Consider the following 25,060-nt stretch of genomic DNA (forward strand, 5'->3'; position numbering starts at 1 on the left):
CGCCCGTAAAAACGGGCGCCAGCATCAGATATGACGCACTTCGATGATTTCGTACTCGATAACGCCGCTGGGCGTTTTCACCACGACGACGTCACCCTCTTCCTTGGCAATCAAGGCACGGGCAATGGGCGAACCCACTGAAATCTTGCCTTTCTTGATATCCGCTTCGTCCTCACCCACGATCTGATAGACCACACTTTCGTCAGTCTCGACGTTGGCGATTTCGACTGTCGTGCCGAAAATCACCTTGCCGGTGTGCGGAATCGTCGTGACGTCGATGATCACAGCGTTCTGCATGCGGCCTTCGATATCACGAATACGCGCCTCGACCATCCCCTGCTGCTCGCGGGCAGCATGGTATTCGGCGTTTTCCTTGAGGTCGCCCAGTTCGCGCGCAGTACCGATGTCCTGGCTCAACTTGGGACGGACCACCTTGGTCAGGTGGGTCAGTTCTTCTTCCAGGGCGCGAGCGCCCTGGACGGTCATTGGGTATTTGATCATGCCTTCAATCCTGCATGGAGATCCTGCAAGCGACGTACGGTCTTCTCCGGACCGAACTTGAGCGCTTCACAGATCGCTTCGCCTGCTGCAATGGTAGTGGTGCAGTAAATCTTGTGCTGCAGGGCGTTGCGACGGATGGAGTAGGAATCCGCGATCGACTGGCGACCTTCAGTGGTGTTGATGATCAGAGTGACTTCGTCATTCTTGATCATGTCGACCACATGCGGACGGCCTTCGGTCACCTTGTTGACGCGACGCACTTTCAGGCCCGCCGCTTCAATCAGCTTGGCAGTGCCTGCGGTGGCAACGATCTCGAAGCCGAGATTGATGAGGTCACGAGCGACCGCTTCAACCAGGGGCTTGTCATCGTCACGTACGCTGATGAACGCGGTACCGCCAGTCGGCAGCACTTCGCTTGCGCCCATCTGGGCCTTGGCAAACGCTTCGCCGAAGGTATCACCCACACCCATCACTTCACCGGTCGATTTCATTTCCGGGCCGAGGATCGGGTCAACACCAGGGAATTTGGCAAACGGGAACACTGCCTCTTTCACGCTGTAGAAGTTCGGAATGATTTCCTTGGTGAAATTCAGCTCTTTCAGGGTTTTGCCTGCCATCACGCGGGCAGCGATCATTGCCAGGGAAACACCGATGCACTTGGAAACGAACGGCACGGTACGCGATGCACGCGGGTTGACTTCAATGACGTAGATGTCTTCACCCTGAAGCGCCAGCTGTACGTTCATCAGGCCGACAACGCCCAGCTCCAGTGCCATCTTCTTGACCTGCTCGCGCATTTCGTCCTGGATGTGAGCCGGCAGCGAGTACGGCGGCAGCGAGCACGCGGAGTCACCGGAGTGAACGCCCGCCTGCTCGATGTGCTGCATGATCGCACCGATCACCACGTCAGTACCGTCGCAGACCGCATCGACGTCCATCTCGATTGCGCAGTTCAGGAAGTGGTCGAGCAGCACCGGGCTGTCGTTGGACACCTGAACCGCTTCGCGCAGGTAACGCTTGAGCTCGTCTTCCTGGTAAACGATTTCCATCGCACGGCCACCCAGTACATAGGACGGACGCACCACCAGTGGATAACCGATCTTCGCTGCGGCACGAATCGCTTCGTCTTCGCTGCGCACAGTGGCGTTTGGCGGCTGACGCAGGTTCAGACGCTCGACCATGTGCTGGAAGCGCTCGCGGTCTTCGGCACGGTCGATGGCATCAGGGCTGGTGCCGATGATCGGTACGCCGGCGGCTTCAAGAGCACGCGCCAGTTTCAGAGGTGTCTGGCCACCGTACTGGACGATCACACCTTTCGGCTTCTCGACACGGACGATTTCCAGCACGTCTTCCAGAGTGACAGGCTCGAAGTACAGACGGTCCGAGGTGTCGTAGTCAGTGGACACGGTTTCCGGGTTGCAGTTGACCATGATGGTCTCGTAACCGTCTTCACGCAGTGCCAGCGCAGCGTGTACGCAGCAGTAATCGAACTCGATACCCTGGCCGATGCGGTTCGGCCCACCACCGAGGATCATGATCTTGTCACGCGTCGAAGGGTTGGCTTCGCACTCTTCCTCGTAGGTCGAGTACAGGTACGCGGTGTCGGTTGCGAACTCGGCTGCGCAGGTGTCGACGCGCTTGTAGACCGGGAACACTTCGAGCTTGTGACGGTGCGTGCGCAGGTTCTTCTCGGTAACGCCCAGCAGCTTGGCCAGACGCGCGTCGGAGAAGCCCTTGCGCTTGAGACGGAACATGACGTCGCGGTCGATCGCCGACAGCCCCAGAGTCTTGATCTTCTCTTCGTCCTTGATCAGGTCTTCGATCTGCACCAGGAACCATGGGTCGATCATGTTCATGGCGAAGATTTCTTCGACCGTCATGCCGGCGCGGAAGGCATCGGCGACGTACCAGATACGCTCGGCGCCCGGCACGGTCAGCTCGCGCTTGAGCGTGCTCATGCTTTCCGGATGACTCAGGTCCAGCTTCGGATCAAGACCGCACACACCGACTTCCAGGCCGCGCAGGGCTTTCTGCAGGGATTCCTGGAAGGTACGACCGATGGCCATGACTTCACCGACCGACTTCATCTGAGTGGTCAGACGCGCATCGGCCTTGGCGAATTTCTCGAAGGCAAAGCGCGGCAGCTTGGTGACGACGTAGTCGATTGACGGTTCGAACGATGCCGGGGTCTTGCCGCCAGTGATTTCGTTCGACAGCTCGTCGAGGGTGTAGCCGACTGCCAGCTTGGCGGCAACGCGAGCGATCGGGAAGCCGGTCGCCTTGGAGGCCAGCGCCGAGGAGCGCGATACACGCGGGTTCATCTCGATCACGACCATGCGGCCGGTGTTCGGGCAGATGCCGAACTGAACGTTGGAGCCACCGGTTTCAACGCCGATCTCGCGCAGCACTGCCAGCGAGGCATTACGCAGGATCTGGTATTCCTTGTCGGTCAGGGTCTGTGCCGGCGCAACGGTGATCGAGTCACCGGTGTGCACGCCCATCGGGTCGAAGTTTTCGATCGAGCAGACGATGATGCAGTTGTCCTTTTTGTCGCGGACAACTTCCATTTCGTACTCTTTCCAGCCGATCAGCGATTCGTCGATCAGCAGTTCCTTGGTCGGCGACAGGTCCAGACCACGGGCGCAGATTTCTTCGAACTCTTCACGGTTGTAAGCGATACCGCCGCCGGTGCCACCCATGGTGAACGACGGACGGATGATGCAAGGGAAGCCGAGCTTTTCAAGAACCGCGTTGGCTTCTTCCATGCTGTGCGCGATGCCGGAGCGCGGGCACGCCAGGCCGATGGACTTCATCGCCTTGTCGAAGCGCGAACGGTCTTCTGCCTTGTCAATGGTGTCAGCGTTGGCGCCGATCATTTCGACACCGAACTTCTCCAGAACGCCTTCGCGCTCAAGATCCAGTGCGCAGTTCAGAGCGGTCTGGCCGCCCATGGTTGGCAGCAGTGCGTCCGGACGTTCTTTTTCGATGATCTTGGCAACGGTCTGCCACTTGATCGGCTCGATGTAGGTGGCGTCGGCCATGGCCGGGTCGGTCATGATGGTGGCCGGGTTGGAGTTCACCAGGATGACGCGGTAACCCTCCTCACGCAGAGCCTTGCAGGCCTGGGCGCCGGAGTAGTCGAATTCACAGGCCTGGCCGATCACGATGGGGCCGGCGCCGAGAATCAGGATGCTTTTAATATCTGTACGTTTTGGCATGGGTTGTCACTCAAATCCGCAGGTCAGTCGGCAAGCCGTCTTGAACATTTGTCTGAGGTGGCCTGGGCGGCAGCGACCGGACACTGAGTCCGGGGCCGCCCTGGGCACCTGCGTATTACAGTCTCAAGGCAACCGGTCAGCGGCGCTTGGCCATGGCTTCGATAAAGCGATCGAACAAAGGCGCGACGTCGTTCGGGCCCGGACTCGCTTCAGGGTGACCCTGGAAGCTGAATGCGCTCTTGTCGGTCAGTTCGATACCCTGCAGGGTGCCGTCGAACAGCGACTTGTGAATGGCGCGAACGTTGCTCGGCAGGGTTGCCTCATCCACCGCAAAACCGTGGTTCTGGCTGGTGATCATGACCACACCGGTGTCCAGATCCTGGACCGGGTGGTTGGCACCGTGGTGGCCGTGGCCCATCTTCACGGTCTTGGCACCCGCGGCCAGTGCCAGCAACTGGTGGCCAAGGCAGATGCCGAACACCGGAATGTCGGTTTCCAGCACTTCCCTGATCGCCTTGATGGCGTAATCGCACGGCTCCGGGTCACCTGGGCCGTTGGACAGGAAAACGCCGTCCGGCTTGTAGGCGAGCACTTCACTGGCAGGCGTTTGCGCCGGCACCACGGTTACCCGGCAACCGCGCTCGACCAGCATGCGCAGAATGTTGACCTTGACGCCATAATCGTAGGCGACCACATGATAAGGCAGCCCGGACGCGGCGATTTCAGGATGGCTGTCGGTTTTCAGATCCCAGACGCTGGAACGCCACTCGTAGGTGTCCTTGGTGCAGACTTCCTTGGCCAGGTCCATGCCCTTGAGGCCCGGGAAGCCGCGGGCAGCGGCGATGGCTGCCTCTTCGGTGATGTTATCGCCGGCCAGGATGCAGCCGTTCTGGGCGCCTTTCTCACGCAGGATGCGGGTCAGGCGACGCGTATCGATGCCAGCGATGGCAACGACGTTGTTGGCTTTCAGGTAATCACCGAGGGACAGCTTGTTACGCCAGTTGCTGGCTACCAGAGGCAGGTCGCGAATGACCAGGCCGGCGGACCAGACGCGATCCGACTCTGCGTCTTCAGGGGTGGTGCCGGTGTTGCCGATATGCGGGTAAGTCAGGGTAACGATCTGCTGGGCGTAGGAAGGATCGGTAAGAATTTCCTGATAGCCTGTCATTGCGGTGTTGAACACCACCTCACCAACGGTCTGACCGTCGGCTCCAATGGCTTCGCCGCGAAAAATGCTGCCATCAGCAAGGGCGAGTATGGCTGGCTTAGTCAAGAAGACCTCCCGTAAATAAAACCTGAAAGGGCGATCGCAGGCTGCAAAAAAGCGGAATGACGTAGTTACGTCACCCCGCTTTCTTATGGAATCATCTGCGCGCTTTTAGTGGACACACTAAAGCTGTAGCTTACAGAAAAGGCCCATTTTGGTCTACCACCAATGAGCCTGAAATGCGGGGAAATGCGACAGGGCCACGAATGGCCCTGTATGAAATCAATGCAGACCCAACACATCCTGCATGTCGTAAAGCCCTGGTGCCTTGCCGTCGAGCCACATTGCAGCCCGCACAGCACCCTTGGCAAAGGTCATGCGACTGGACGCCTTGTGCGTGATCTCGACCCGCTCACCGTCCGCGGCGAACAGCACGGTGTGATCACCCACTATGTCACCGGCACGAAGGGTAGCAAACCCGATGGTCTGACGATCACGCGCACCGGTCTGACCTTCACGACCGTAGACCGCGACTTTTTCCAGATCGCGACCCAGCGCATTGGCAACCACTTCACCCATGCGCAAGGCGGTGCCGGACGGCGCATCAACCTTGTGCCGGTGGTGCGCCTCGGTGATTTCGATATCGACCTCATCACCCAGAACGCGCGCAGCGGTGTCGAGCAGCTTCAGACACAGATTCACACCGACACTGAAATTGGCAGCAAAGACGATAGGAATGTCTTTGCCCGCCTCTTCCAGGCGCTGCTTTTCTTCCGCGCTGAAACCAGTGGTGCCAATAATCATCGCCTTGCCTGCCTTGCGACAGAACGCCAGATTTTTCAGCGTCACCGACGGGTGGGTAAAGTCGATCAGAACGTCGAACTCGTCCGCCACCTTTGCCAGATCGCCCGACAGCGGCACACCGATACGGCCCAGCGCAGCCAGTTCGCCCGCATCAGCCCCCACCAGCGTGCTGTCAGGACGATCGATAGCGGCGGTCAACCCGGCGCCTGGCGCCTGCTGAACCGCCTCGATCAAGGTCTTGCCCATACGCCCGGCGGCGCCTACTACAGCAATACGTCGCATGCCCTGCTCCCGTTGATAGCCTTACAGATCGCCGAAGAAACGCTTCACACCCTCAAACCAGCCACTGGCTTTCGGAGAGTGGGACTCGTCGTTTTCAAGCGAGGTGCGGAACTCTTCAAGCAGCTCGCGCTGACGCTTGCTCAGGTTGACCGGGGTTTCGACGGCAACACGGCACATCAAGTCACCGGCACCACCGCCACGCACTGGAGCGACGCCCTTGCCACGCAAGCGGAACTGCTTGCCGGTCTGGGTACCTTCGGGGATTTTCAGTTTGACGCGACCGTCGAGCGTCGGCACCTCAAGCTCGCCGCCCAGCGCTGCATCGGTAAAGCTGATAGGCACTTCGCAGAACAGGTGCTTGCCGTCCCGCTGGAAGATCGCGTGCTCGCGCACATTGATCACGACATACAGGTCGCCGGTCGGGCCACCCTGGGTACCCGCCTCGCCTTCGCCAGACAGACGAATGCGGTCACCGGTATCGACACCTGGCGGCACTTTGACGGAAAGCGTCTTGGACTCTTCGACGCGGCCTTCGCCGTGGCAGGAATCGCACGGGTCAGAGATGATCTTGCCGTGGCCGTGGCAGCGCGGACAGGTTTGCTGCACAGAGAAGAACCCCTGCTGCATGCGCACCTGACCAATGCCGCCGCACGTAGGGCATGTGACCGGCGAAGAACCTTTCTTGGCGCCGCTGCCGTCGCATGGTTTGCAGTTGACCAGCGTCGGAACGCGGATATTCACGTTAGTACCGCGAACCGCCTCTTCCAGATTCAGCTCCAGCGTATAGCGCAGGTCGCTGCCACGCTGAGCGCCGCCACGACCACCGCCGCCACCGGCACGGCCGCCGCCAAAGAAGTCGCTGAACACATCGCCGAAGATATCGGAGAAGTTGGCGCCACCGGCACCGCCACCAAAACCACCGCCGCCACCCATGCTCGGGTCGACACCGGCATGGCCATACTGATCGTAGGCCGCGCGTTTGCTGGCGTCGGAAAGCACTTCGTAGGCTTCGTTGGCCTCTTTGAACAGCTCTTCCGATGCTTTGTCATCAGGGTTGCGGTCAGGGTGATGCTTCATCGCCAGACGGCGATAAGCCTTCTTCAGGTCCGCCTCGCTGGAGCCTCGCTCCACTCCCAACACTTCGTAATAATCACGCTTTGCCATAATTCTTCCGCACTCTTGAGGACGTTCGGCGAAGGCTCTCCTGAGCCGCACCAAACTCGTTGAGCCCCATACAGGCCCGGACCCAACTCACGTCGATTCAACGATCCTGGTCTTCGTTCAGCAGCCAGATGCATCCGGCCGAGAAAGCGGCAGAATGATTCGCCACGCAGGAGCGTCGCGATCTTGCCACGTGGCGTGCGGAGCAACTCCACACGCCGAAATTTTTGCCTGTTCCAGACACGCCAACGCGGGAGCAAGCTCCCGCGCGGCGACATCCTACCAGTCAGCGCTCGAAAGAGGTCAACCGGCTTTCAAGTGAGCCTGCGCTTACTTGTGGTCTTTTACTTCTTCAAACTCGGCGTCGACAACATCGTCAGCCTTGGCAGTTTCTTCAGCTGGCTTGGCCGCAGCGTCCGGGTTTTCAGCCTGCTCGGCATACATCTTCTGAGCGATTGGCGCGGAAACCTTCGACAGCTCTTCGACCTTGGCTTCAATGGCAGCCTTGTCGTCGCCCTTGATAGCGGCTTCCAGAGCAACCAGCGCAGCTTCTACCGCAGTCTTCTCTTCAGCAGTGACCTTGTCACCCGCGTCAGCGATCATCTTGCGAGTCGAGTGGACCAGCGCATCACCCTGGTTACGGGCAGAGGCCAGCTCTTCGAACTTGCGATCTTCTTCGGAGTTGACTTCAGCATCGCGAACCATCTGCTGAATTTCTTCCTCGGACAGACCGGAGTTGGCCTTGATCACGATGGACTGCTGCTTGCCGGTGGCCTTGTCTTTCGCGCCAACGTGCAGAATACCGTTTGCGTCGATGTCGAAGGTCACTTCGATCTGTGGCACGCCACGTGGAGCAGGTGGAATCTCGGCCAGGTCGAACTTGCCCAGAGACTTGTTCTGAGCGGCTTGCTTACGCTCACCCTGCAGGACGTGAATGGTTACCGCGTTCTGGTTGTCATCGGCAGTCGAGAACACCTGGGATTTCTTGGTAGGAATCGTGGTGTTTTTCTCGATCAGCGCAGTCATCACGCCGCCCATGGTTTCGATACCCAGAGTCAGCGGGCTGACGTCCAGCAGCAGAACGTCTTTGACATCACCCGCCAAGACTGCGCCCTGAATGGCAGCACCCATGGCAACGGCTTCGTCAGGGTTGACGTCTTTGCGTGCTTCTTTGCCGAAGAACTCGGTCACCAGCTTCTGAACCAGCGGCATACGTGTCTGACCACCGACCAGAATCACGTCGTTGATCTTGCTCCTGTCGATGCCAGCATCTTTCAGCGCCATTTCGCAAGGAGCGATGGTGCGCTGAACCAGGTCTTCAACCAGCGATTCCAGTTTGGAGCGGGAAATCTTCACTACCAGGTGCTTCGGACCGGTTGCGTCTGCAGTGATGTACGGCAGGTTGACTTCGGTCTGGGTGCTGGAAGACAGCTCGATCTTGGCTTTTTCGGCAGCTTCTTTCAGACGCTGCATGGCCAGCGGATCACCCTTGAGGTTCATGCCGCTTTCTTTCTTGAATTCGTCGACGAAGTAGTCGATCAGACGAATGTCGAAGTCTTCACCGCCCAGGAACGTGTCGCCGTTGGTGGCCAACACTTCGAACTGGTGCTCGCCATCGACTTCAGCGATCTCGATGACCGAGACGTCGAAGGTACCGCCACCCAGGTCATACACGATGACAGTGTGGTCGCCCTTGGCCTTGTCCATCCCGTAAGCCAGCGCGGCTGCGGTAGGTTCGTTGATGATGCGCTTGACGTCCAGACCGGCAATACGGCCAGCGTCCTTGGTAGCCTGACGCTGACTGTCGTTGAAGTAGGCCGGAACGGTGATGACCGCTTCGGTAACCGCTTCACCGAGATAGTCTTCGGCAGTCTTTTTCATTTTCTTCAGGATTTCAGCGGAAATCTGAGGAGGCGCCATTTTCTGGCCATTCACTTCAACCCAGGCATCACCGTTGTCAGCCTTGACGATCTTGTAAGGGACCATCTGGATGTCTTTCTGAACGACATCCTCTTCGAACTTGCGACCGATCAGACGCTTAACCGCGTACAGCGTGTTGTGCGGGTTGGTGACCGCCTGACGCTTCGCGGACTGGCCGACCAGAATCTCGCCATCATTTGCGTAAGCAATGATCGAAGGTGTAGTACGTGTACCTTCGGCGTTCTCGATAACCTTGACGTTACCGTTTTCCAGAATGGAGACGCAGGAGTTGGTAGTCCCCAGGTCGATACCGATAATTCTGCCCATCTTTGACTCTCCCGAAACTTGCAAAACTTGGATTTGGTTGCCGCCAGTGCGTTTACACCGTGCGGTAGCTCTTAAACGCTTGACCTTTAAATGGGGGCCTTACAGCTGATTTCAAGCCTGCTCGTTGATTGACGGCGTTGCAGGCGATGGTGCCTTGCTGACCACGACCATGGCCGGGCGCAACAGGCGACCATTAAGCTGATAACCCTTCTGAAATACCTTGAGCACCGTGTTGGGCTCAACGTCGGCACTTTCCTGCATGGCCATCGCCTGGTGCTGGTCGGCACTGAACGGTTGACCGTGCGGATCGATGGCTTCCAGCTGATAACGCTTGAGGGTGTCCTGGAACATCTTCAAGGTCAGCTCGATGCCTTCACGCATCGGGCGAATGCTTTCATCGTCCGGACTGGACAGATCAAGGCCTCGCTCCAGACTGTCGATGATCGGCAACAGATCACCGGCAAATTTCTCCAGCGCAAACTTGTGCGCCTTTTCAACATCCTGTTCGGCACGGCGGCGGACATTCTGCAGATCCGCAGCCACGCGAAGGGATTGGTCCTGCGCAGCAGCCAGTTGCTCTTCGAGCACCTGCACGCGGGTTGTCAGTTCGTCACCCGCGCCCGCCTCGGCAGCCTGATCCTGAGCCTGCGCATCCAGATTCTGTTCGTCAGCCATACATGTTCTCCTCTAAAAACGTCCGCGATCCCGATTCGCGCTTCTGCCCACCTATATGGGATCGGATTTTCCGGCTTCAAGGGTTTCGTGCGATCGAGATACGCATTCCCTGACAAATAATCCGGATTCCAGCCCGACAAAAAATGGCGAAACGACTCAAGAGAGACTAAAAACCACTGCAGACCGATGAAATCGAGCTAAGCAAGGGCATTGTCAGCCACAAATAAAACACTGTATAAATAACCAGACAAACAGCCCGGGAGCCGCTCAATGCTGGTGCACCTTTCCGTACACAACTACGCCATTGTCGAACACCTTGATCTTGAACTGGATCGAGGCATGAGCGTCATCACCGGCGAAACCGGCGCTGGCAAGTCGATCATGCTCGACGCCCTGGGCCTGACCCTGGGCGACCGTGCCGACAGCGGCGTGGTCAGGCCCGGCGCCGACAAGGCCGACATCCTGGCCACGTTCGACCTGGGCGACATTCCCGAGGCACAGACCTGGCTCAAAGAGCGCGACCTGGACAACGACGGCCCCTGCATCCTGCGCCGGGTCATCACTGCCGAAGGTCGGTCACGCTCCTATATCAATGGCTCACCCTGCCCTCAGGGCGACCTGAAGGCGCTGGGCGAACTGCTCATCGATATTCACAGCCAGCATGAGCACCAGTCGCTGCTCAAGACCGATACCCATCGGCGCCTGCTCGACGAATACGCGGGTGCAACCGATCTGGCCCGTCAGGTCCATCTCGCCGCGCAGCGCTGGCGGCAGACGCGGCAGGAGCTCGAGCGTCTTTCCAATTCGGGTGACGAGCAACGCGCACGGCATCAGTTACTGAGCTATCAGCTCGAAGAGCTGGAAAGCCTGAGCCTGGGCGAAAACGAGCTTGAACAGCTCGAACAGGAACACAAGGACCTGACCAACGCCGAAAGCCTGCTGAGCATTTGCCGACAAGTGGTCGAGCAGTGCAGCGAAAGCGATTCCGGCAACGTGCTCAATGCCCTGACCGCCAGCCTGCATCGTCTTGGCAGCGTCGACCATTCCCCGTCCGCCCTGAGCGAGGCCACAGGGCTGCTGTCCAGCGCGCAGATACAGGTAGAAGAAGCGGTAGGCGAGCTGAATCGCTTTTTGGATCACTTCGATGCCGACCCTGCCCGCCTGCAACAGCTTGAAGAACGTCTCGATGCCATTTACACACTGGCGCGCAAGCACCGCATCCAGCCAGGCGAAGTGGCGACACTGCAACAAAAGCTGCTGGATGAAATAGAAACGCTGAATGCCAACGACGAATCCATCGAACGCCTGGAGCATGAAGTGCAGGCATTCGCCCGGCACTATCAGGATAAAGCCCGTGAGCTGAGCGACCTGCGCCACAATTCGGCGACGAAACTGGCCAGCGCTGTGGAACAGGAAATTCATCGCCTTGGCATGCCCGGCGGCCGTTTCCAGATCGACCTCAAAGCCAATGCCAGCGTTGAACCCTCGCCTCACGGCCTGGAGCAGGTGGAGCTACTGGTCAGCGCCAACCCCGGCCAACCACTGAAAGCGCTGGCAAAAGTCGCGTCGGGGGGTGAGCTGTCGCGCATCAGCCTGGCGATCCAGGTCATCACCGCACAAACTTCGCGGGTGCCGACGCTGGTATTCGATGAAGTGGATGTGGGGATTGGCGGACCGACCGCCGAGATCGTAGGGCAACTGCTGCGTCGCCTGGGCGAGCGCGGCCAGGTCATGACCGTCACTCACCTGCCGCAGGTCGCGGCGCAGGGCCATCAGCACCTGTTCGTGCACAAGGTGCGCGACAACGACGCAACGCGCACAGCGGTGTCCAAGCTCAGCAAGATTGAACGTATAGAGGAAGTCGCCCGAATGCTGGGCGGCATCGATCTGACCAAGGAATCTCTGGCGCACGCCAAAAAGATGGTCGTTACGGCGAAAAGCTGAGCTATAGAACGCACAAAGGCGACCGCGGTCGCCCCTGTTGCTGATTACGCCTTCTTGTTGCGGACGTAAAGCACCAGATTGTGGTCCACCAGGTCAAAGCCGTGTCTCTCGACAATGGCTTTTTGAAGCTTCTCGATTTCTTCGTCGAAGAATTCGATCACCTCACCCGATTCCACATTGACCATGTGGTCGTGGTGGCCGCCATCAGCCAGCTCGAACACAGCATGACCGCCGTCGAAATTGTGGCGCACCACCAGCCCAGCGGACTCGAACTGAGTCAGAACACGGTAAACCGTGGCCAGACCGACGTCCTCGCTAGCCTCCATGAGAGCCTTGTAGACATCCTCGGCACTCATGTGGCGTTGCTCTGCAGAATCGAGCATTTGCAGTATTTTGACCCGCGGTAGGGTTACCTTGAGTCCTACTTTACGTAGTTCGCTATTTTCAACCATGGTCAGCTTTCTCGCAGACGCTGCTTCGCAGCTTCTCTTAATGCAGGTATGATCGGAGTTTACGTTGTCCCAGCCAAGATAGTGGAAGTCGCCCACCGATGCAAAACACCAAGCTCTTGCTAACCAGTTTCACCTTCGTGGGACTGCTCGCACTCGCCGGTTGTTCATTCCCCGGGGTTTACAAAATCGACATCCAGCAGGGTAATGTCGTCACGCAGGACATGATAGACCAGTTACGCCCCGGAATGACCCGGCGGCAAGTACGGTTTATCATGGGCAACCCCCTGCTGACCGACACTTTCCACTCCGATCGGTGGGATTACCTGTACAGCCTGCAGCCAGGTGGCGGTGAACGCCAGCAGGAGCGTGTCAGCCTCATATTCAACGGTAATGACCAGCTCGTGAGCCTGTCTGGTGACTTCATGCCCGGCGTCAGCCGCGATGAAGCCATTCTCGGCAAGGACAGCAACACCACTGTCCCGGCAGAGAACCAGCCAGTGCAGCAGCCTGAAGAGCCGGCCAAGCCAGGTTCGTTGCTGGATAAAATCCAGAAAGACGTGGACAGCGTCGAGACCGTACCGGTCCCGACTCAGGAACCGCTGGACACCAACTCCCGGTAGTCCAAAGCGTCCAACAAAAAGCCCGGCATGCCGGGCTTTTTGTGCTTTCCATTCAGCCTGCGTTCAGCCGGGAAGCCCTCTTTTCTCACGCGCCCTGGCGGCACGCAGACGCCTGATCTCCATGGGGTCGGCCACCAGCAGACGATAAATCTCTATCCGCTCCCCCGCCTCCAGCACCCGCGCAGCAGGATCAGTCACCACCTTGCCGAAAATACCCACGGCGCACTGGCTCAGATCCAGTTCGGGAAACTCCTTGTCGATGCCGCTGAGTGCCAGCGCCTGACGCACCGAAGAACCGGTCGGTACATCGACTGTCTTCAATACCTGGCGCTGTACAGAGGCGTAGACCACCTCTATCTGAATCGATGCGTCAGCCATGCAGCTCTTTCGCTCGCTGGCAGAACGCATCCACCAGCGTGTTGGCTGCCTGATTGAACAGCGGCCCCAGCGTGGCGCGAACGATGGTGCCGGCATAATCGAAGGACAGATCCAGACTGATCTTGCAGGCTTTCTCGCCCAGCGGCTTGAATGTCCAGACACCGTGGAACTGTTCGAACGGACCTTCGACCAGGTCCATCACGATCGACTCGCCGGGAACCAGCGTGTTGCGCGTCATGAACTTCTGGCTCAGCCCCCCCTTGGCGATCTCCAGGCTGGCGCGCATCTGCGCCTCACTGGCTTCAACCACGGTAGCGGACGAACACCACGGCAGAAACTCGGGATAACGAGCCACATCATTGACCAGGTCATAAAGGAACCCGGCCGGGTACGGCAGTAAAGCAGAGCGTTGTATATGCGTAGTCATGTGAGCGTCATTTCCAGAGCTGAGCGGCAAACACCACAAGAATGCCGAGCGGCGCCACGTAGCGCATCAAAAAGTACGTCAGGTTGAAGAGCAGCGGACTGCGAATCGACAATTCGTCGCGCACCGTCTCACGGCTCATCACCCAACCAGCGAATACTACAAAACACAACCCACCCAGCGGCAACATGATCCGCGAAGTGAAGAAATCAATGACTCCGAAGAAGTCCAGGCCAGTCGATGCGCCCCATTGATAGAGGTGGAATGCGCCTCCATCGTTCACGAAAAACTTGGCTTTTTGCCAGATATTGAACGAGAACACCGTGCCCAGCCCGACAAACCAGCAGGTAAAGGCCAGCCAGAACGTCACCCAGGCGCGACGAATACGGGTGCGCTCGACCAGATAGGCGACCATCGGCTCAAGTAACGAAATTGCCGAACTCCAGGCTGCAACGGCCACCAATACGAAGAACACGATGCCCATCAACTGGCCGAACGCGACGTTGCCGAATGCATACGGCAACGTGACGAACATCAGGCCCGGCCCCTCGCTGGGGTTCAGGCCTGCTGCGAACACGATGGGGAACAGCGCAAGGCCGGCCAACAGCGAAACGAAGGTATCGAGCAACGCGATGCCGACGACCGTGCTGCTGATCGACGCGCCTTTGGTCATGTACGCGCCGTAGACCATGATCGAGCCCACACCGACGCTCAGGGAAAAGAACGCATGCCCCATCGCGGGCAGCAAGCCATCCAGCACCTTCTCGGGATTGAAGTCGAACATGAAATGCACGCCTTCCATGAAATGCCCGGTGGTCAGGCTGTAGCCCAACAGCGCCAGCATCAGCAGGAACAGCATCGGCATCATGATGCGCAGGCTTTTCTCCAGCCCCGCCTCGACCCCCTTGCCGATCACCACCGCCGACAGCAGCATGAAAATGGTGTGCCACAGAATCAGACGCCATGGGTCGGCAATCACCGCACCGAAATACGCACCGACCTGATCCGGCGACACCCCCTGAAAGTCGCCGCGCCCCATGTCGATGATGTAATCCAGCGACCAACCGCCCACCACACTATAAAAGGAGAGAATCAGCAGCGCCGTGATCATCCCGGCAAACGCACCCCAGGACCAGCGCGGCGAATGCCCCGCTTCCTGCGCCAGCGTCTTGAGCGCATTCGCAGGACTGAGCCGGGAACGACGACCAATCAGCGTCTCGGCGATCATGACCGGAATACCGATCAGCGCGATGCACGCCAGAAAAACCAGTACAAATGCACCGCCGCCATAGGCACCGACCATGTACGGAAATTTCCAGATACTGCCCAGCCCCACAGCAGAGCCGGTGGCAGCCAGGATGAACACCCAGCGGCTTGCCCAGCTACCGTGGACCGAAACCTTGTCCGTCGACATTATCGAAACGCCCAGCCAAAAAAGATCGCGCATTGTCCGGGATTCAACCTTTGTGCTCAAGCACGCGCTTTCCCGTAGCCGACATTGATGCAACTGCCTATAATGCGCCCCCTATGGCTAAGCTCAAGAAACACCCTACAGGGACCATCGCGCAGAATAAGAAAGCGCGTCACGATTACTTCATCGAACACAAGTTCGAGGCCGGTCTGGTCCTGTCTGGCTGGGAAGTAAAAAGCCTGCGTGCCACCAAGGTACAGCTGGTCGACAGTTATGTGCTGCTCAAGGATGGCGAGGCCTGGCTGATGGGTTGCCACATCACGCCTCTCAAGACTGCCAGCACACACGTCATCGCTGACCCGACACGCACCCGCAAACTGCTGCTGAACAAGCGCGAGCTCGAAAAGCTCACCAGCTCGGTTCAGCAGAAAGGCTATGCCTGCGTGGCCCTTTCCGTCTACTGGAAGGAGCACCTGGTCAAGTGCGAAATTGCGCTGGGTAAAGGCAAGAAGGAATACGACAAGCGTCACACCGAACGCGAACGCGATTCGGACCGTGAGCTGCAGCGTGCCGTGCGCTCCAAAGGCAAGGAAGACTAGTTCCTGGCGCTGGCGTGTGCCAAATGTCCAGCCCCGGACATTTGGCACTTCATATCTACCCCTCTACCCGCATACCCCGCGCCACTCCCCGCGTCAAGCCGTTCGATACCTCCAAGCGAAGATCGCCTCATTTTGGTGCTTGAATGCGCAATGTGGCTATTTCGCAGTATTGCGAAAATAAAATAGAACGCCTGCGTTACGCCACAGTCAATCCTTTAGGCCCAGCTGTTAAACGGGCTTTCAAACCCCTCGGGCGACGGCCTCAAACACCGGACATACCGAGTCCACAGGTTATTAAGGAGAAACACATGAAGCGTACCGCCCTCACTGGATTGTTCCTCAGCGCCGCCCTGTTGGCTTCGCCGGTTTTTGCCGCCGATGATTTGTGCTCTGCCAATATCAAGACTCTTGAAAACTCTGTGGACTCTACCAACACAAACCTGAGCACCGGAAACACGGACATGCTCGAAACCACGGTGAAGAACGCTAAGGCGGCCCAAGCTCAAAAAGACGAGAAAAAATGCATTGAGATCACTCAGAAAGCTATCACGTCATTGAACAACACCGGTTCGGGCAGCGAAGGCGCCAAGTAAAGCTTCGAGCAGGCCAGCCAGGCTGGCCTGAACGATTGCAGTAGACGGGTCGACGTGCCACGCCAATTGGCGTACACTGCGCCCCAGCGATTGCGAAAGCAGTCTCGGGGCCGATTTGGATTCGACGCCGGTGATGAAACTTTAGGTGCATGCCGAGTTGGTAACAGAACTCGTAAATCCACTGTTGCAACTTTCTATAGTTGCCAATGACGAAACCTACGGGGAATACGCTCTCGCCGCGTAAGCGGTGCTAGCCTTCCTTCTGGTAGCTTCGGCTCCAGCAATCATCAGGGGATGCCTGTAAACCCGAAATGATTGTCATATAGAACAGGATCGTCGCCTAGTACGTTGTGGACGAAGCGACTAAAACTTACACAACTCGCCCAAAGCACCCTGCCCGTCGGGTCGCTGAGGGTTAACTTAATAGACACGGCTAAGCATGTAGTACCGACAGCGGAGTACTGGCGGACGGGGGTTCAAATCCCCCCGGCTCCACCAAATTGCAAATGAAGACGCCCTAGGGCGTCTTTTTTGTGTCTGCAATCCAGAAAAATACAGGGGTTTCGACGCTTTTGGAGTTCTATTGGTATTGACGCTCCAACTGGTATTCCAATGCACCTGATGCGAGCTTTTGGAAGCGCACGGGCAAGCGACCAGCACTGCGAATGATGACCTAAGAAGCACCGGGGTGCAGCCATGCTACTAACACCGGGTCACTCATACGACTCCCCAAAGGACCCGCCCCTTTGCAGGCGGGTCCAGCCAGGGAGACTATAAAGAGCGGATCGTGTAGTTGATGTGCAAAATGATATCGTTCAGGCTTTCCAGCAGCGCCTTCTGTTTCGTTTCGGCCTGCGGGAAGCTGATTATCATGCTGCCCTCCCTGATATCTGCCCCTTCAAACGGTAACCAACGTGGGTCATTAAAGTCGGGTTGAAACTGACCGCTGTCATTCACTCCTCGCGAAATTGCCATGTTGTCGCAACCCGGCGGTAAAACGTTCCCCCCGCCGGTGTAATTGAGTACCGCCTGAATATCCTGATAAGGCCCCAACAAGGCGGGCAGTGATACGCTGACCTGTTTGATTCGGCGCTGATCTCCCAGCCCGCCGGGGTAGTCATCAACTATATTCAGATCTGCCAGTGTAATTGAAGCCGTTAACGCGCCGCTTTCGTCCAGCCTGACACGCTCGGCGCTGCCCTCTGGGGGCGTATCCCCGTTCAGCAACGCCGACACCGCTGCTGACAGCTCAAATTGATCGGTTTCTGCCAATGTGCTGCGGTAAAAATCAGCCAGCGAAACTGTCCGTGTGATTTCAAGCGCGCGTTTAGACCACTTCATCCGGGCAGTTTCCAATTGCGCCAGATTGAGCATAAGTCCTTCGCCGCAGGTAAGTCCAGCCCAGGTACCCTGCCATCCACCACCGCGAATGTAGGTATCGCTCTTGCCACTCTCCCAGTGCCACGCCTTTTCGGCCATCAGGCAACGAGACACCGCCAGGTCGTAAAACTGGAAGTAAATGGTTGCCAACCGACCACGCAGCCAGCTGTAAAGAGCGCTATTACTAAACTTGGTTTGCAGAAAGTCTAACTGCGCCTGTGCTTGTCCTTGTTGCATCTCCAGATGCGCTTTCTGCAGTTCAGTAGACTCGCGGCGCACCTCGAGCGATGCTAGCTGGGCCTCTATCTGCTGGATCTCGCCCTCTGCATTGTTACGTTGGATTTCCCACTCCTCGCGCCGGCGACGGTAGATTTCTTCCTGGGAAATGCGCGAGCTATCCATCATTAGATTTTCAGCACTTATAGAGATACCAAGCCCCGCCATGGTGCCGACAGCACCAAACTTCATACCACCATTGGCCAGCCCAAAGATGTTGGGGGCAAGATCCAAAGCCGCAGCGGCTATATACGCCGCCTTAGCTCCAGCACCAAGCGATTTGGCGCTTTCTAGTGAACTTATAGACAGGCGTTCGCGGGAATTGATGTCTTCATCATATAAGCGGGAGTAACTGTCAAATCGTCGCTGTGCACTGTCTTTGGAACGAGAAAGGACCTTTTTTTCAGCCTCCAGCTCTCTGAGCGTGCCTTCTTGTACCTGGATAGTGCTAGCCATCAGCTCAGTGCCTTGATTTTGCAACAAGGCGTTCAGCGACTCTGCATCCTGACGTTCAAGCACACCCAGAACAGCATTACCGAACTGTATGAGCTGGAACACCAAACCGCGAGCACTGTCGAGCATCGGCTCGAAGCGCCACAGAGGGAGAGATGTCACGGGGAGATCTGACCCGCCACTACTCTCCGCCGCCACTGCAGCGTTGAGCAGGGCCTTTGGATCCGCCGGCTTGGCGAATAGCGGCAACAGCAGCGGCTGGCCGTCCAGCGTCAGGTTATGCCGCAAGTTGTACATCCGTTGGCGCAACGTTAGCCAGTAGCCCTGCATGACCTCGTTGATTTCCGGCAGGAACAAGGCACTCGCCGCTGCCGTTTTTGTCGATGCCATCGACTTAAGGGTTTCGACTCGCCCGTCACGCAGCAAGCTCAATACGGTCAAGTGTTGCTCAGCCAACGCCTCAGAGGATGCCTCGCCCAACGATGGCTCAGCCCATAGCGCATTGGCGCGGATGTAAGGCTGTTCCCCCAGCAGGTTCAGAGCCTGGCTGTACCAGACTTTCGCCTCGGCGAGGGTATCTCGCTCAAGCTTACGGTAGGCAGCGTCGCCTCGCGCAATAAGCAAGTCCAACGCCCGCATGAAGGTAGCGACCTTGTAGTGCATAGGGTCGTTTTGCGCCACTGCGTCAGGATCTACAGCTTTGAGTGGGGCGTCGTTCCAACTGGTGTCCTCTTGAAGTGGGCGCACGTTCCAGTTACGGTCGACATGCTGACCGCGAACAACATAACCTGATGGGCTCCATACATAACGTAGCCATGGGTCCGCCAATGTGAACTGTTGTTCTTGAAGGAAGCGTTGCGCCGCCATCATTGGGGTGTAGTAGAACAGCTCCCAGAAATACAGGGCATTGGCGCCTGAGAAGTCCATTGGCACGGTGCTACGCGATTTAACAGTAACACTTTTGACAATGTCTTCTGAGAGAGAATTGGTTCCAGGCCTGCTGACAGTAGCCACTCCAGTATCAGGCGCATAGAGCAACCAAACACTCTGGGAATTTAGACCATTGTAGTCAGCCTCTTTGTATTGTAAACGCAGATGAACCTCGTTCGTTGTGAACCAACCGCCATCGGGATAGGGTATAAATAGATTCACCACTGTTGTACTCGTAGCACTAAGACTACCGGACCACGCCAAATAGCTATCATTAACAGCAAGAAAATAGTTGTAGTAAATTTTTACCCAAGGCTCATCGCCGTGTACACCGGGCTTATGGATCGGGAGTGTGAGCGTGGTGAAGAAACCTGCCCCCAATTGAGGCTCCTGAATCTCTTGCGTCTCGTAGCTAAGAATCGTGTCGATGCCTGCAGCAGCCCTTTCCACTAATTGGCGTGCAAACAGTGTATTGAGGCGCGTGCGACAGGCGTCGAACTCCATATACTGAGCTTTTTCAGGGGTGTTTTTTATTTTGATGATGTTTTTTGAATCAGATGCATTTCGAGTAACGGGAACAATCCACTGTATACGATCATCACTGTCAACCCCGCCAATGCTGAAGCTGAACGCCACATCATAAGAGGGAAGGACACCCCATTCTTTACTAATCGACACATTGCTAACATCAAAGTCAAAAACCATTCCACTTATATCAAAGGGAGGAAGAGCACTTACATAATCTCCGGCCAAAAAAGCCTGAGGTCCGTTGACATCAAAAACATTTAACTGAAGAAGATCGAAAGAAAAAGGGTAAAAAGGATTCGCCATCCACTGAGGCGGCGTATCAAATTGATAACTACCCGTAACAAGTTGTATCATTACAGTAAATCCTGCGGGACTCGGACAAAGCATCGAATCAGGATACGGATCATTGTAAACCGCAAGCACAAACGTCACAGCACTCACAGCATCTTCACGCACTAACAACCTGGCATGTGCATCACCGTAGTACACCCAGACAGAAAGAGGAACTCCCCATGTTAAAATAGTACTCAGCGCTAAATATATCTTCCCTCCCTGCCTGACGAACCATATCTTGCCGTCGTCAGAGCTCAGGGCGCGAAGAAAGGGTGTTTCAGCGAACGAACTATAGTATTCATACAGCAGCCTTAACGGGTTGGGAATTCTCGGCACCAGCGTAATCCGCTTACGTATGGAAATTTTCGCGACAGCCTCAGATCCATTGACATCGAGCGTATAACTTCCATAACTGACTGAGATATCATAATTCCGTTCATATAATCCATGAACTGACTCGCCCCCCAAACTCAACCCGTGAGTATATTTATTATTGACAACGTTGCCTTCAGTGGGATCAAGCTCATACTTCATAGACGAAAGAAAAGTTTCAGCAGAGCTTTGTCTTTGATCCGATGCCATGTCTTCATAAATGTAGACTAAACGCATATCCGCTTGAACTGGCAGTTGATCCGCATAACTATCTGCTTTTCTATAGAGCAGCACTGCCATGGTTGTTTCTGCGTCAAAACTCGTGCAATAAATCCCTGGTGGCTTACCGCCAGCCGCAAAGCCATTTTCCTCCTCGGTCACATCAATGATTTTCGGTGACGTCCAGTTACCGTCGTAACGTAGGTAGGAAATATTGATGGCGTAATCAAACATCTTTGGATCGCCCGGCGAGCCGTCCGCCTTAGGTGGAGTGACATCTTTTCGCTCTAACCAGCAGAGATAAAGGCGCGATTTGTAAATCACCGGCCGGATGCAATCCCCCCACGGCTGTGCGGCACACTCAATCTTGCGCCAGTCGGTCCAGGCGTTCGCCGCTAATTGCCCGTCCTCACTGCGCCGGCCTTCGTCCGCGCTGCGCCAGTAGAATTCACGCACTTCGCTCTGGTTCGTACCGATGAAGTAGGTCTTCCCTTCATGAACGTCAAGGTTATCGTGATAGCCACTGATCACCCTGAGGTTGGCCACTTCCTCAAAACTGTTGAGGTAGGTGTTAAAGGCGTCCCCTACCGTATCGGTATTGAGTTGCGCCTGCCCCAACGTTTGCAGCATCGTATTCATCATGCCGCTCTGGCCCAGACGCACCGTGGGATCGACATAGTTTTCCGGGTAGTAGACCAACTTCGCCGCGCCTGCCCAGGTGCTGTAGCGCTGGTTATAGCGTTCCCAGTCGGTAAAGAATTGCCCCGTGACTGCCGCCTTATCTACGGTACCTTGTGACTCGGCGGCACTTAAGGTCCGCTGTATAAATGTCTGTACGCTCACGATGGCTTCAGCCACGCGAGAGGTCATTACCTGTGGCCCGTTGAGGTTGTCTAACAGTAGGTATTGATAGAGCCCTTCACGAGAATTATTTGCCAACTGGGCAGTCATCCCGGACTTGAGCAGATAGCCACACAGGGCGGCGCTCAGTCCGGAGGCCAAAGCGGCCTCCATGCCTTTGGTCTCGTAGGGTGTCAGCCCTGCCGTGAACGCATCCGCAACGCGCACCCAGTCGTCCCATGGCGGCTGGTTACCTGCGGTATAGTTCAGCGCAAGAAGCTGCCCGATATTCACGGGTGTCACACCAAAGGTGGTGCTCAACGCCGCCCACTGCAGCACGACGTCGATCTCCGACCAGGCACTGAGTTTCGTTTCTGAAGCTGCTTGAGTATTAGCATAGGCTTGCCTGGTAGCCTGCTCGAACCTTGTCGCATCATCATTCAGCGCCCTTGCAAGATCAGCCGGAGTGAGGGTGTCGGCCACAAAGGCTGCCAGCACGGCAGACGCTCCATCACCCAGGCTTTTTAGCCAGGCACTGAAGTTGCAAAGCGCTTGTACCGTTGCCAAAGCACGCGGCAACACCGCAACTTCTGGTACAGGACCCAAGAGCCGGGCAGGAGTGGCTACAAACAATGAAAAGGCTTGAGGATTGATACCTGTGGCGTGATAAATCAATGCCAACTGCGCTAGACCGTAGCAAAACGCAACGACGCTATCATCGTCGGTCTCCGCCGCGTCCCAGAATTGATCCACGGTCCACTCAGCTGGCTGGAGGCCATTGGCCCAAGCAAGAACCGATTCAGCCACTGGGGCGGACGGTAGCGCTAAAGACGAAACCAAAACGGGTGCTAGAAGGGCGATACGCTTTTCCAAGGTATCGGCGTCAGGATGAGCACTTATCACACCCTTAAGCTCGTCCAACAGCGCCAAAATTTCGGTGGTAGCCGCCTGCGTAAATGTCGGGCGCGTTAACAAATCAAGGTCGGCCACGGACAGTTTTCGCGAGTTCAGCCACTGCGTCAGGCTGTCGACGTTTTGCAACCAGCCTGACCATAGCTGAGTATTCTCCAGCTCGGAGGTGAGCCTAGGCAAGCCAGCAGCCTTCAATAATTGTTCTAGCTCCGTCACACTTAACGCGTGGAGTTGGGCCCAGCGGCTCAGGGCATACATCGCTGACAAATTTTTGAGATTAAGAGTCAATACGCCTGAAGAGGCGGCGTTGTCAAAAATCCTGAGCAAGGCAAACAGCCCCACGTCGTCAACGTTAAGCGCGCGCTTCAAAATAGCTTTTTCAACAGTGTTGTCGGTAGCGTTCGCCGGCAACAGGTTTATTGGGGTCGTTGAGGGCGCGAACGTCTCGCCATTTAGCGGCGGGCTATTAAATACCTGATCAAACAGACTTTGATTATCGTCATAACTGTTGTTGGACAGTAGTCCTCCGCAGAGAACCAAGGCTTCTTCAGGCTCAACGCCATAGCGCTGTACGCATCGCTGAACCTGAAACAGTAACTGCAAAGTCTCATCGGTGATATTAACAGGATTAACGCTATTGACAATGACTTCCAAGCCTTTAGGATGCAGACCCGTGGCACGCCACAGGCGTATGGCCTTATTCAATTTAAGCACGTAAAACTGGAACGAATCAATAATATTTACATTATAACTTACGACCCCACCCACATAGGAGCCGTTATAATGATAACGTCGCAGGGACATTGTAAATTCACCCTGCAGAAGATCCGAAGCCTCAATGCTTACCGTATACGATTGCCCAGGAACAAAATCCCCCCACTCCTGGTTTTCTTCATATATGATAGCGTCTGCAGTATCAACTCTCACCTGAAAAATATCATAACCAGGCTGAGCATCACTAAAACTGAATTTCAACAACCACGTTCCGTCCGCCTGAGGCAGTAACCAAGCGTAGTTTAACGTATTCGTAGGATGTCCGCTTTGTAGACGATAAATCTTATCCCCTATCCTGGTCACCAATAAATTGTTGATGTATTCTTCAGCCCCCTCCTCCCCATTGGCATAATCTGTTGAAAATAGCGCCACTTCCTCATCACTAAGTCCGTAATAACGACGCAGACTCTGTGGCGTGATCAACGTCTCCGGATCAATAGTGCCGAAGTTTCTGGCGTATAACTCATCAGCGCTTCCCGCCGTTACTTCCTCCGTCAATATAGCGTACACCTCAGGGGAAATATCAAACGCCATTCCCGCCATGGTGGCCCCGGAAAACAAACCCGTTACTCGAGGGTTAGCCGCCAACTGTTTAAACTTGGGATCCTTCTGTATCTGACTCTGACGCAAACGGGCATGGGGGTGATGATACGGTGTCGAGCCACTGAGTCGATACGTAGACAGCCATTCCAATACCGACCCCTGACCCTCTGCCGTTACATCCAGCTTCAGCGACTCTCCAGCCAAGGTCATCAGCACCTCGTTCGAGAGCGATAGCGCAGAAACCTCCTTGTTCATATTGCTTTGACTGAGTGATAACCCCTTCAGGTCGGGCCGGCGCTTGTCAATGTGATAAGGCGACTCTTCCGGGTACAGGCCGCGAGCATTCCGGTAGAGAGCCGAAAGGTAGGCCGCTGGGGAGAACATTGATGACACAGAGCCTGGCAAGGTATAGCTACTGGCGCGATGACCAAACTGCTCTTCATAATCACGTAGCGATGCGTCCGGAGGGTTGATGCCCAAACGCACTGCGTTTTTCAGCAATGGAGAGGAGCGAGCCAGCAAGCATTTCTCGTAAATTAGCGCCGCCTCTCGCTCTTCACGGGCTGATTCATACAGCTCATCGACCTCACGGAATGATAAACCACTCGTCGATAGCTTGTTGCGAAAGGCTGCGGGGGATATCAACGCCTGTGCAGCCAATGAATCCAGCCCCGCACGCGCTGACAAGCGTTTTATTCTGGACAATCTATTAAGACCCATGGAAATATCCTTATAATTAAATTCGCACACATGGCTGTGTTTGGGGCTATGAAAGCACTGTCACAATTACAGTCGAAAATACATTGCCACCTCTCAGAGTGAGGGGCCTGGCGCTCAAGTGTTATTCATGATAATTGAGCGTAGCCATGAACTAATCTTTAGCAACGCGAACAAATTAAATTCATGATGACCGGTTGAAACCGGACGCTCGTCTTTTAGGCGAGAATGCTTTAGGCGAGCAGGTTTATAGATCGATATAGCTGA

16 protein-coding genes and 1 other RNA gene are annotated in these 25,060 nt (G+C 56.2%); 5 read left to right on the forward strand and 12 right to left on the reverse strand.

What is annotated here, in order from left to right; genetic code table 11:
- Nucleotides 1-24: 24 nt before the first annotated feature.
- From greA to grpE, 7 genes are all read right to left on the reverse strand, one after another.
- Complete coding sequence (gene greA, locus QRN50_RS21175; protein WP_003400161.1) at nt 25-501, reverse strand: transcription elongation factor GreA; 477 nt, start codon at nt 499-501, stop codon at nt 25-27.
- Nucleotides 498-3,719, reverse strand: a complete 3,222-nt coding sequence (gene carB / locus QRN50_RS21180) for a carbamoyl-phosphate synthase large subunit (RefSeq protein ID WP_003340565.1) — start codon at nt 3,717-3,719, stop codon at nt 498-500. The genes greA and carB overlap by 4 nt, the downstream gene beginning before the upstream one ends.
- A gap of 136 nt (nt 3,720-3,855) precedes the next feature.
- On the reverse strand, nt 3,856-4,992 hold the full coding sequence (gene carA / locus QRN50_RS21185; protein WP_058822048.1) for a glutamine-hydrolyzing carbamoyl-phosphate synthase small subunit: 1,137 nt from the start codon (nt 4,990-4,992) through the stop codon (nt 3,856-3,858).
- 216 nt (nt 4,993-5,208) lie between these two features.
- Complete coding sequence (gene dapB, locus QRN50_RS21190) at nt 5,209-6,012, reverse strand: 4-hydroxy-tetrahydrodipicolinate reductase (RefSeq protein WP_003400159.1); 804 nt, start codon at nt 6,010-6,012, stop codon at nt 5,209-5,211.
- Nucleotides 6,013-6,033: 21 nt separating this feature from the next.
- The gene (gene dnaJ, locus QRN50_RS21195) at nt 6,034-7,176 is read right to left on the reverse strand and encodes a molecular chaperone DnaJ (RefSeq protein ID WP_003395180.1); all 1,143 of its coding nucleotides are present in this window, start codon (nt 7,174-7,176) and stop codon (nt 6,034-6,036) included.
- A gap of 327 nt (nt 7,177-7,503) precedes the next feature.
- Nucleotides 7,504-9,420, reverse strand: coding sequence for a molecular chaperone DnaK (gene dnaK, locus QRN50_RS21200; protein ID WP_003400158.1), 1,917 nt, complete (start codon nt 9,418-9,420; stop codon nt 7,504-7,506).
- Between the two features lie 111 nt (nt 9,421-9,531).
- Nucleotides 9,532-10,095, reverse strand: a complete 564-nt coding sequence (gene grpE, locus QRN50_RS21205) for a nucleotide exchange factor GrpE (protein ID WP_003313642.1) — start codon at nt 10,093-10,095, stop codon at nt 9,532-9,534.
- A gap of 270 nt (nt 10,096-10,365) precedes the next feature.
- Between grpE and recN the strand changes: the two genes are divergently transcribed.
- On the forward strand, nt 10,366-12,039 hold the full coding sequence (gene recN / locus QRN50_RS21210; RefSeq protein ID WP_024639747.1) for a DNA repair protein RecN: 1,674 nt from the start codon (nt 10,366-10,368) through the stop codon (nt 12,037-12,039).
- A gap of 44 nt (nt 12,040-12,083) precedes the next feature.
- Here the strand turns inward: recN and fur are convergent, their stop codons facing one another.
- Nucleotides 12,084-12,491, reverse strand: coding sequence for a ferric iron uptake transcriptional regulator (fur, locus tag QRN50_RS21215; RefSeq protein WP_003400156.1), 408 nt, complete (start codon nt 12,489-12,491; stop codon nt 12,084-12,086).
- Between the two features lie 98 nt (nt 12,492-12,589).
- Between fur and QRN50_RS21220 the strand changes: the two genes are divergently transcribed.
- Nucleotides 12,590-13,111 (forward strand): outer membrane protein assembly factor BamE, encoded by a 522-nt coding sequence (locus QRN50_RS21220; RefSeq protein ID WP_003400155.1) that lies wholly within the window; start codon nt 12,590-12,592, stop codon nt 13,109-13,111.
- A 63-nt stretch (nt 13,112-13,174) separates the two neighbouring features.
- On the opposite strand, the gene QRN50_RS21225 is transcribed toward QRN50_RS21220, so the two are convergent.
- From QRN50_RS21225 to QRN50_RS21235, 3 genes are read right to left on the reverse strand one after another with little or no spacing between them, the layout of a single operon-like run.
- Entirely contained in the window at nt 13,175-13,489 is a 315-nt protein-coding gene (locus QRN50_RS21225) for an RnfH family protein (protein ID WP_011268885.1), read from the reverse strand.
- Nucleotides 13,482-13,916 (reverse strand): type II toxin-antitoxin system RatA family toxin, encoded by a 435-nt coding sequence (locus tag QRN50_RS21230; protein ID WP_003400153.1) that lies wholly within the window; start codon nt 13,914-13,916, stop codon nt 13,482-13,484. The genes QRN50_RS21225 and QRN50_RS21230 overlap by 8 nt, the downstream gene beginning before the upstream one ends.
- A 7-nt stretch (nt 13,917-13,923) precedes the next feature.
- On the reverse strand, nt 13,924-15,327 hold the full coding sequence (locus QRN50_RS21235) for a sodium-dependent transporter (RefSeq protein WP_024639748.1): 1,404 nt from the start codon (nt 15,325-15,327) through the stop codon (nt 13,924-13,926).
- 113 nt (nt 15,328-15,440) lie between these two features.
- Here QRN50_RS21235 and smpB point away from each other — a divergent pair, with 113 nt between their 5' ends.
- The 3 genes from smpB to ssrA all read left to right on the forward strand — a co-directional run bounded on the left by smpB (nt 15,441) and on the right by ssrA (nt 17,014).
- Nucleotides 15,441-15,923 (forward strand): SsrA-binding protein SmpB, encoded by a 483-nt coding sequence (smpB, locus tag QRN50_RS21240; RefSeq protein ID WP_003313649.1) that lies wholly within the window; start codon nt 15,441-15,443, stop codon nt 15,921-15,923.
- A 308-nt stretch (nt 15,924-16,231) separates the two neighbouring features.
- Nucleotides 16,232-16,516 carry a PA2433 domain-containing protein gene (locus QRN50_RS21245; protein ID WP_024641934.1) on the forward strand — a complete coding sequence of 95 codons (285 nt, stop codon included), beginning with the start codon at nt 16,232-16,234 and terminating at the stop codon, nt 16,514-16,516.
- Nucleotides 16,517-16,622: 106 nt separating this feature from the next.
- Nucleotides 16,623-17,014: a transfer-messenger RNA gene (ssrA, locus tag QRN50_RS21250) on the forward strand.
- 273 nt (nt 17,015-17,287) lie between these two features.
- Here ssrA and QRN50_RS21255 read toward each other — a convergent pair.
- On the reverse strand, nt 17,288-24,796 hold the full coding sequence (locus QRN50_RS21255; RefSeq protein WP_096127368.1) for a Tc toxin subunit A-related protein: 7,509 nt from the start codon (nt 24,794-24,796) through the stop codon (nt 17,288-17,290).
- Between the last annotated feature and the right edge of the window lie 264 nt (nt 24,797-25,060).

The organism is Pseudomonas sp. MEJ108, assembly GCF_030208985.1.
Lineage (GTDB): Bacteria > Pseudomonadota > Gammaproteobacteria > Pseudomonadales > Pseudomonadaceae > Aquipseudomonas > Aquipseudomonas fragariae.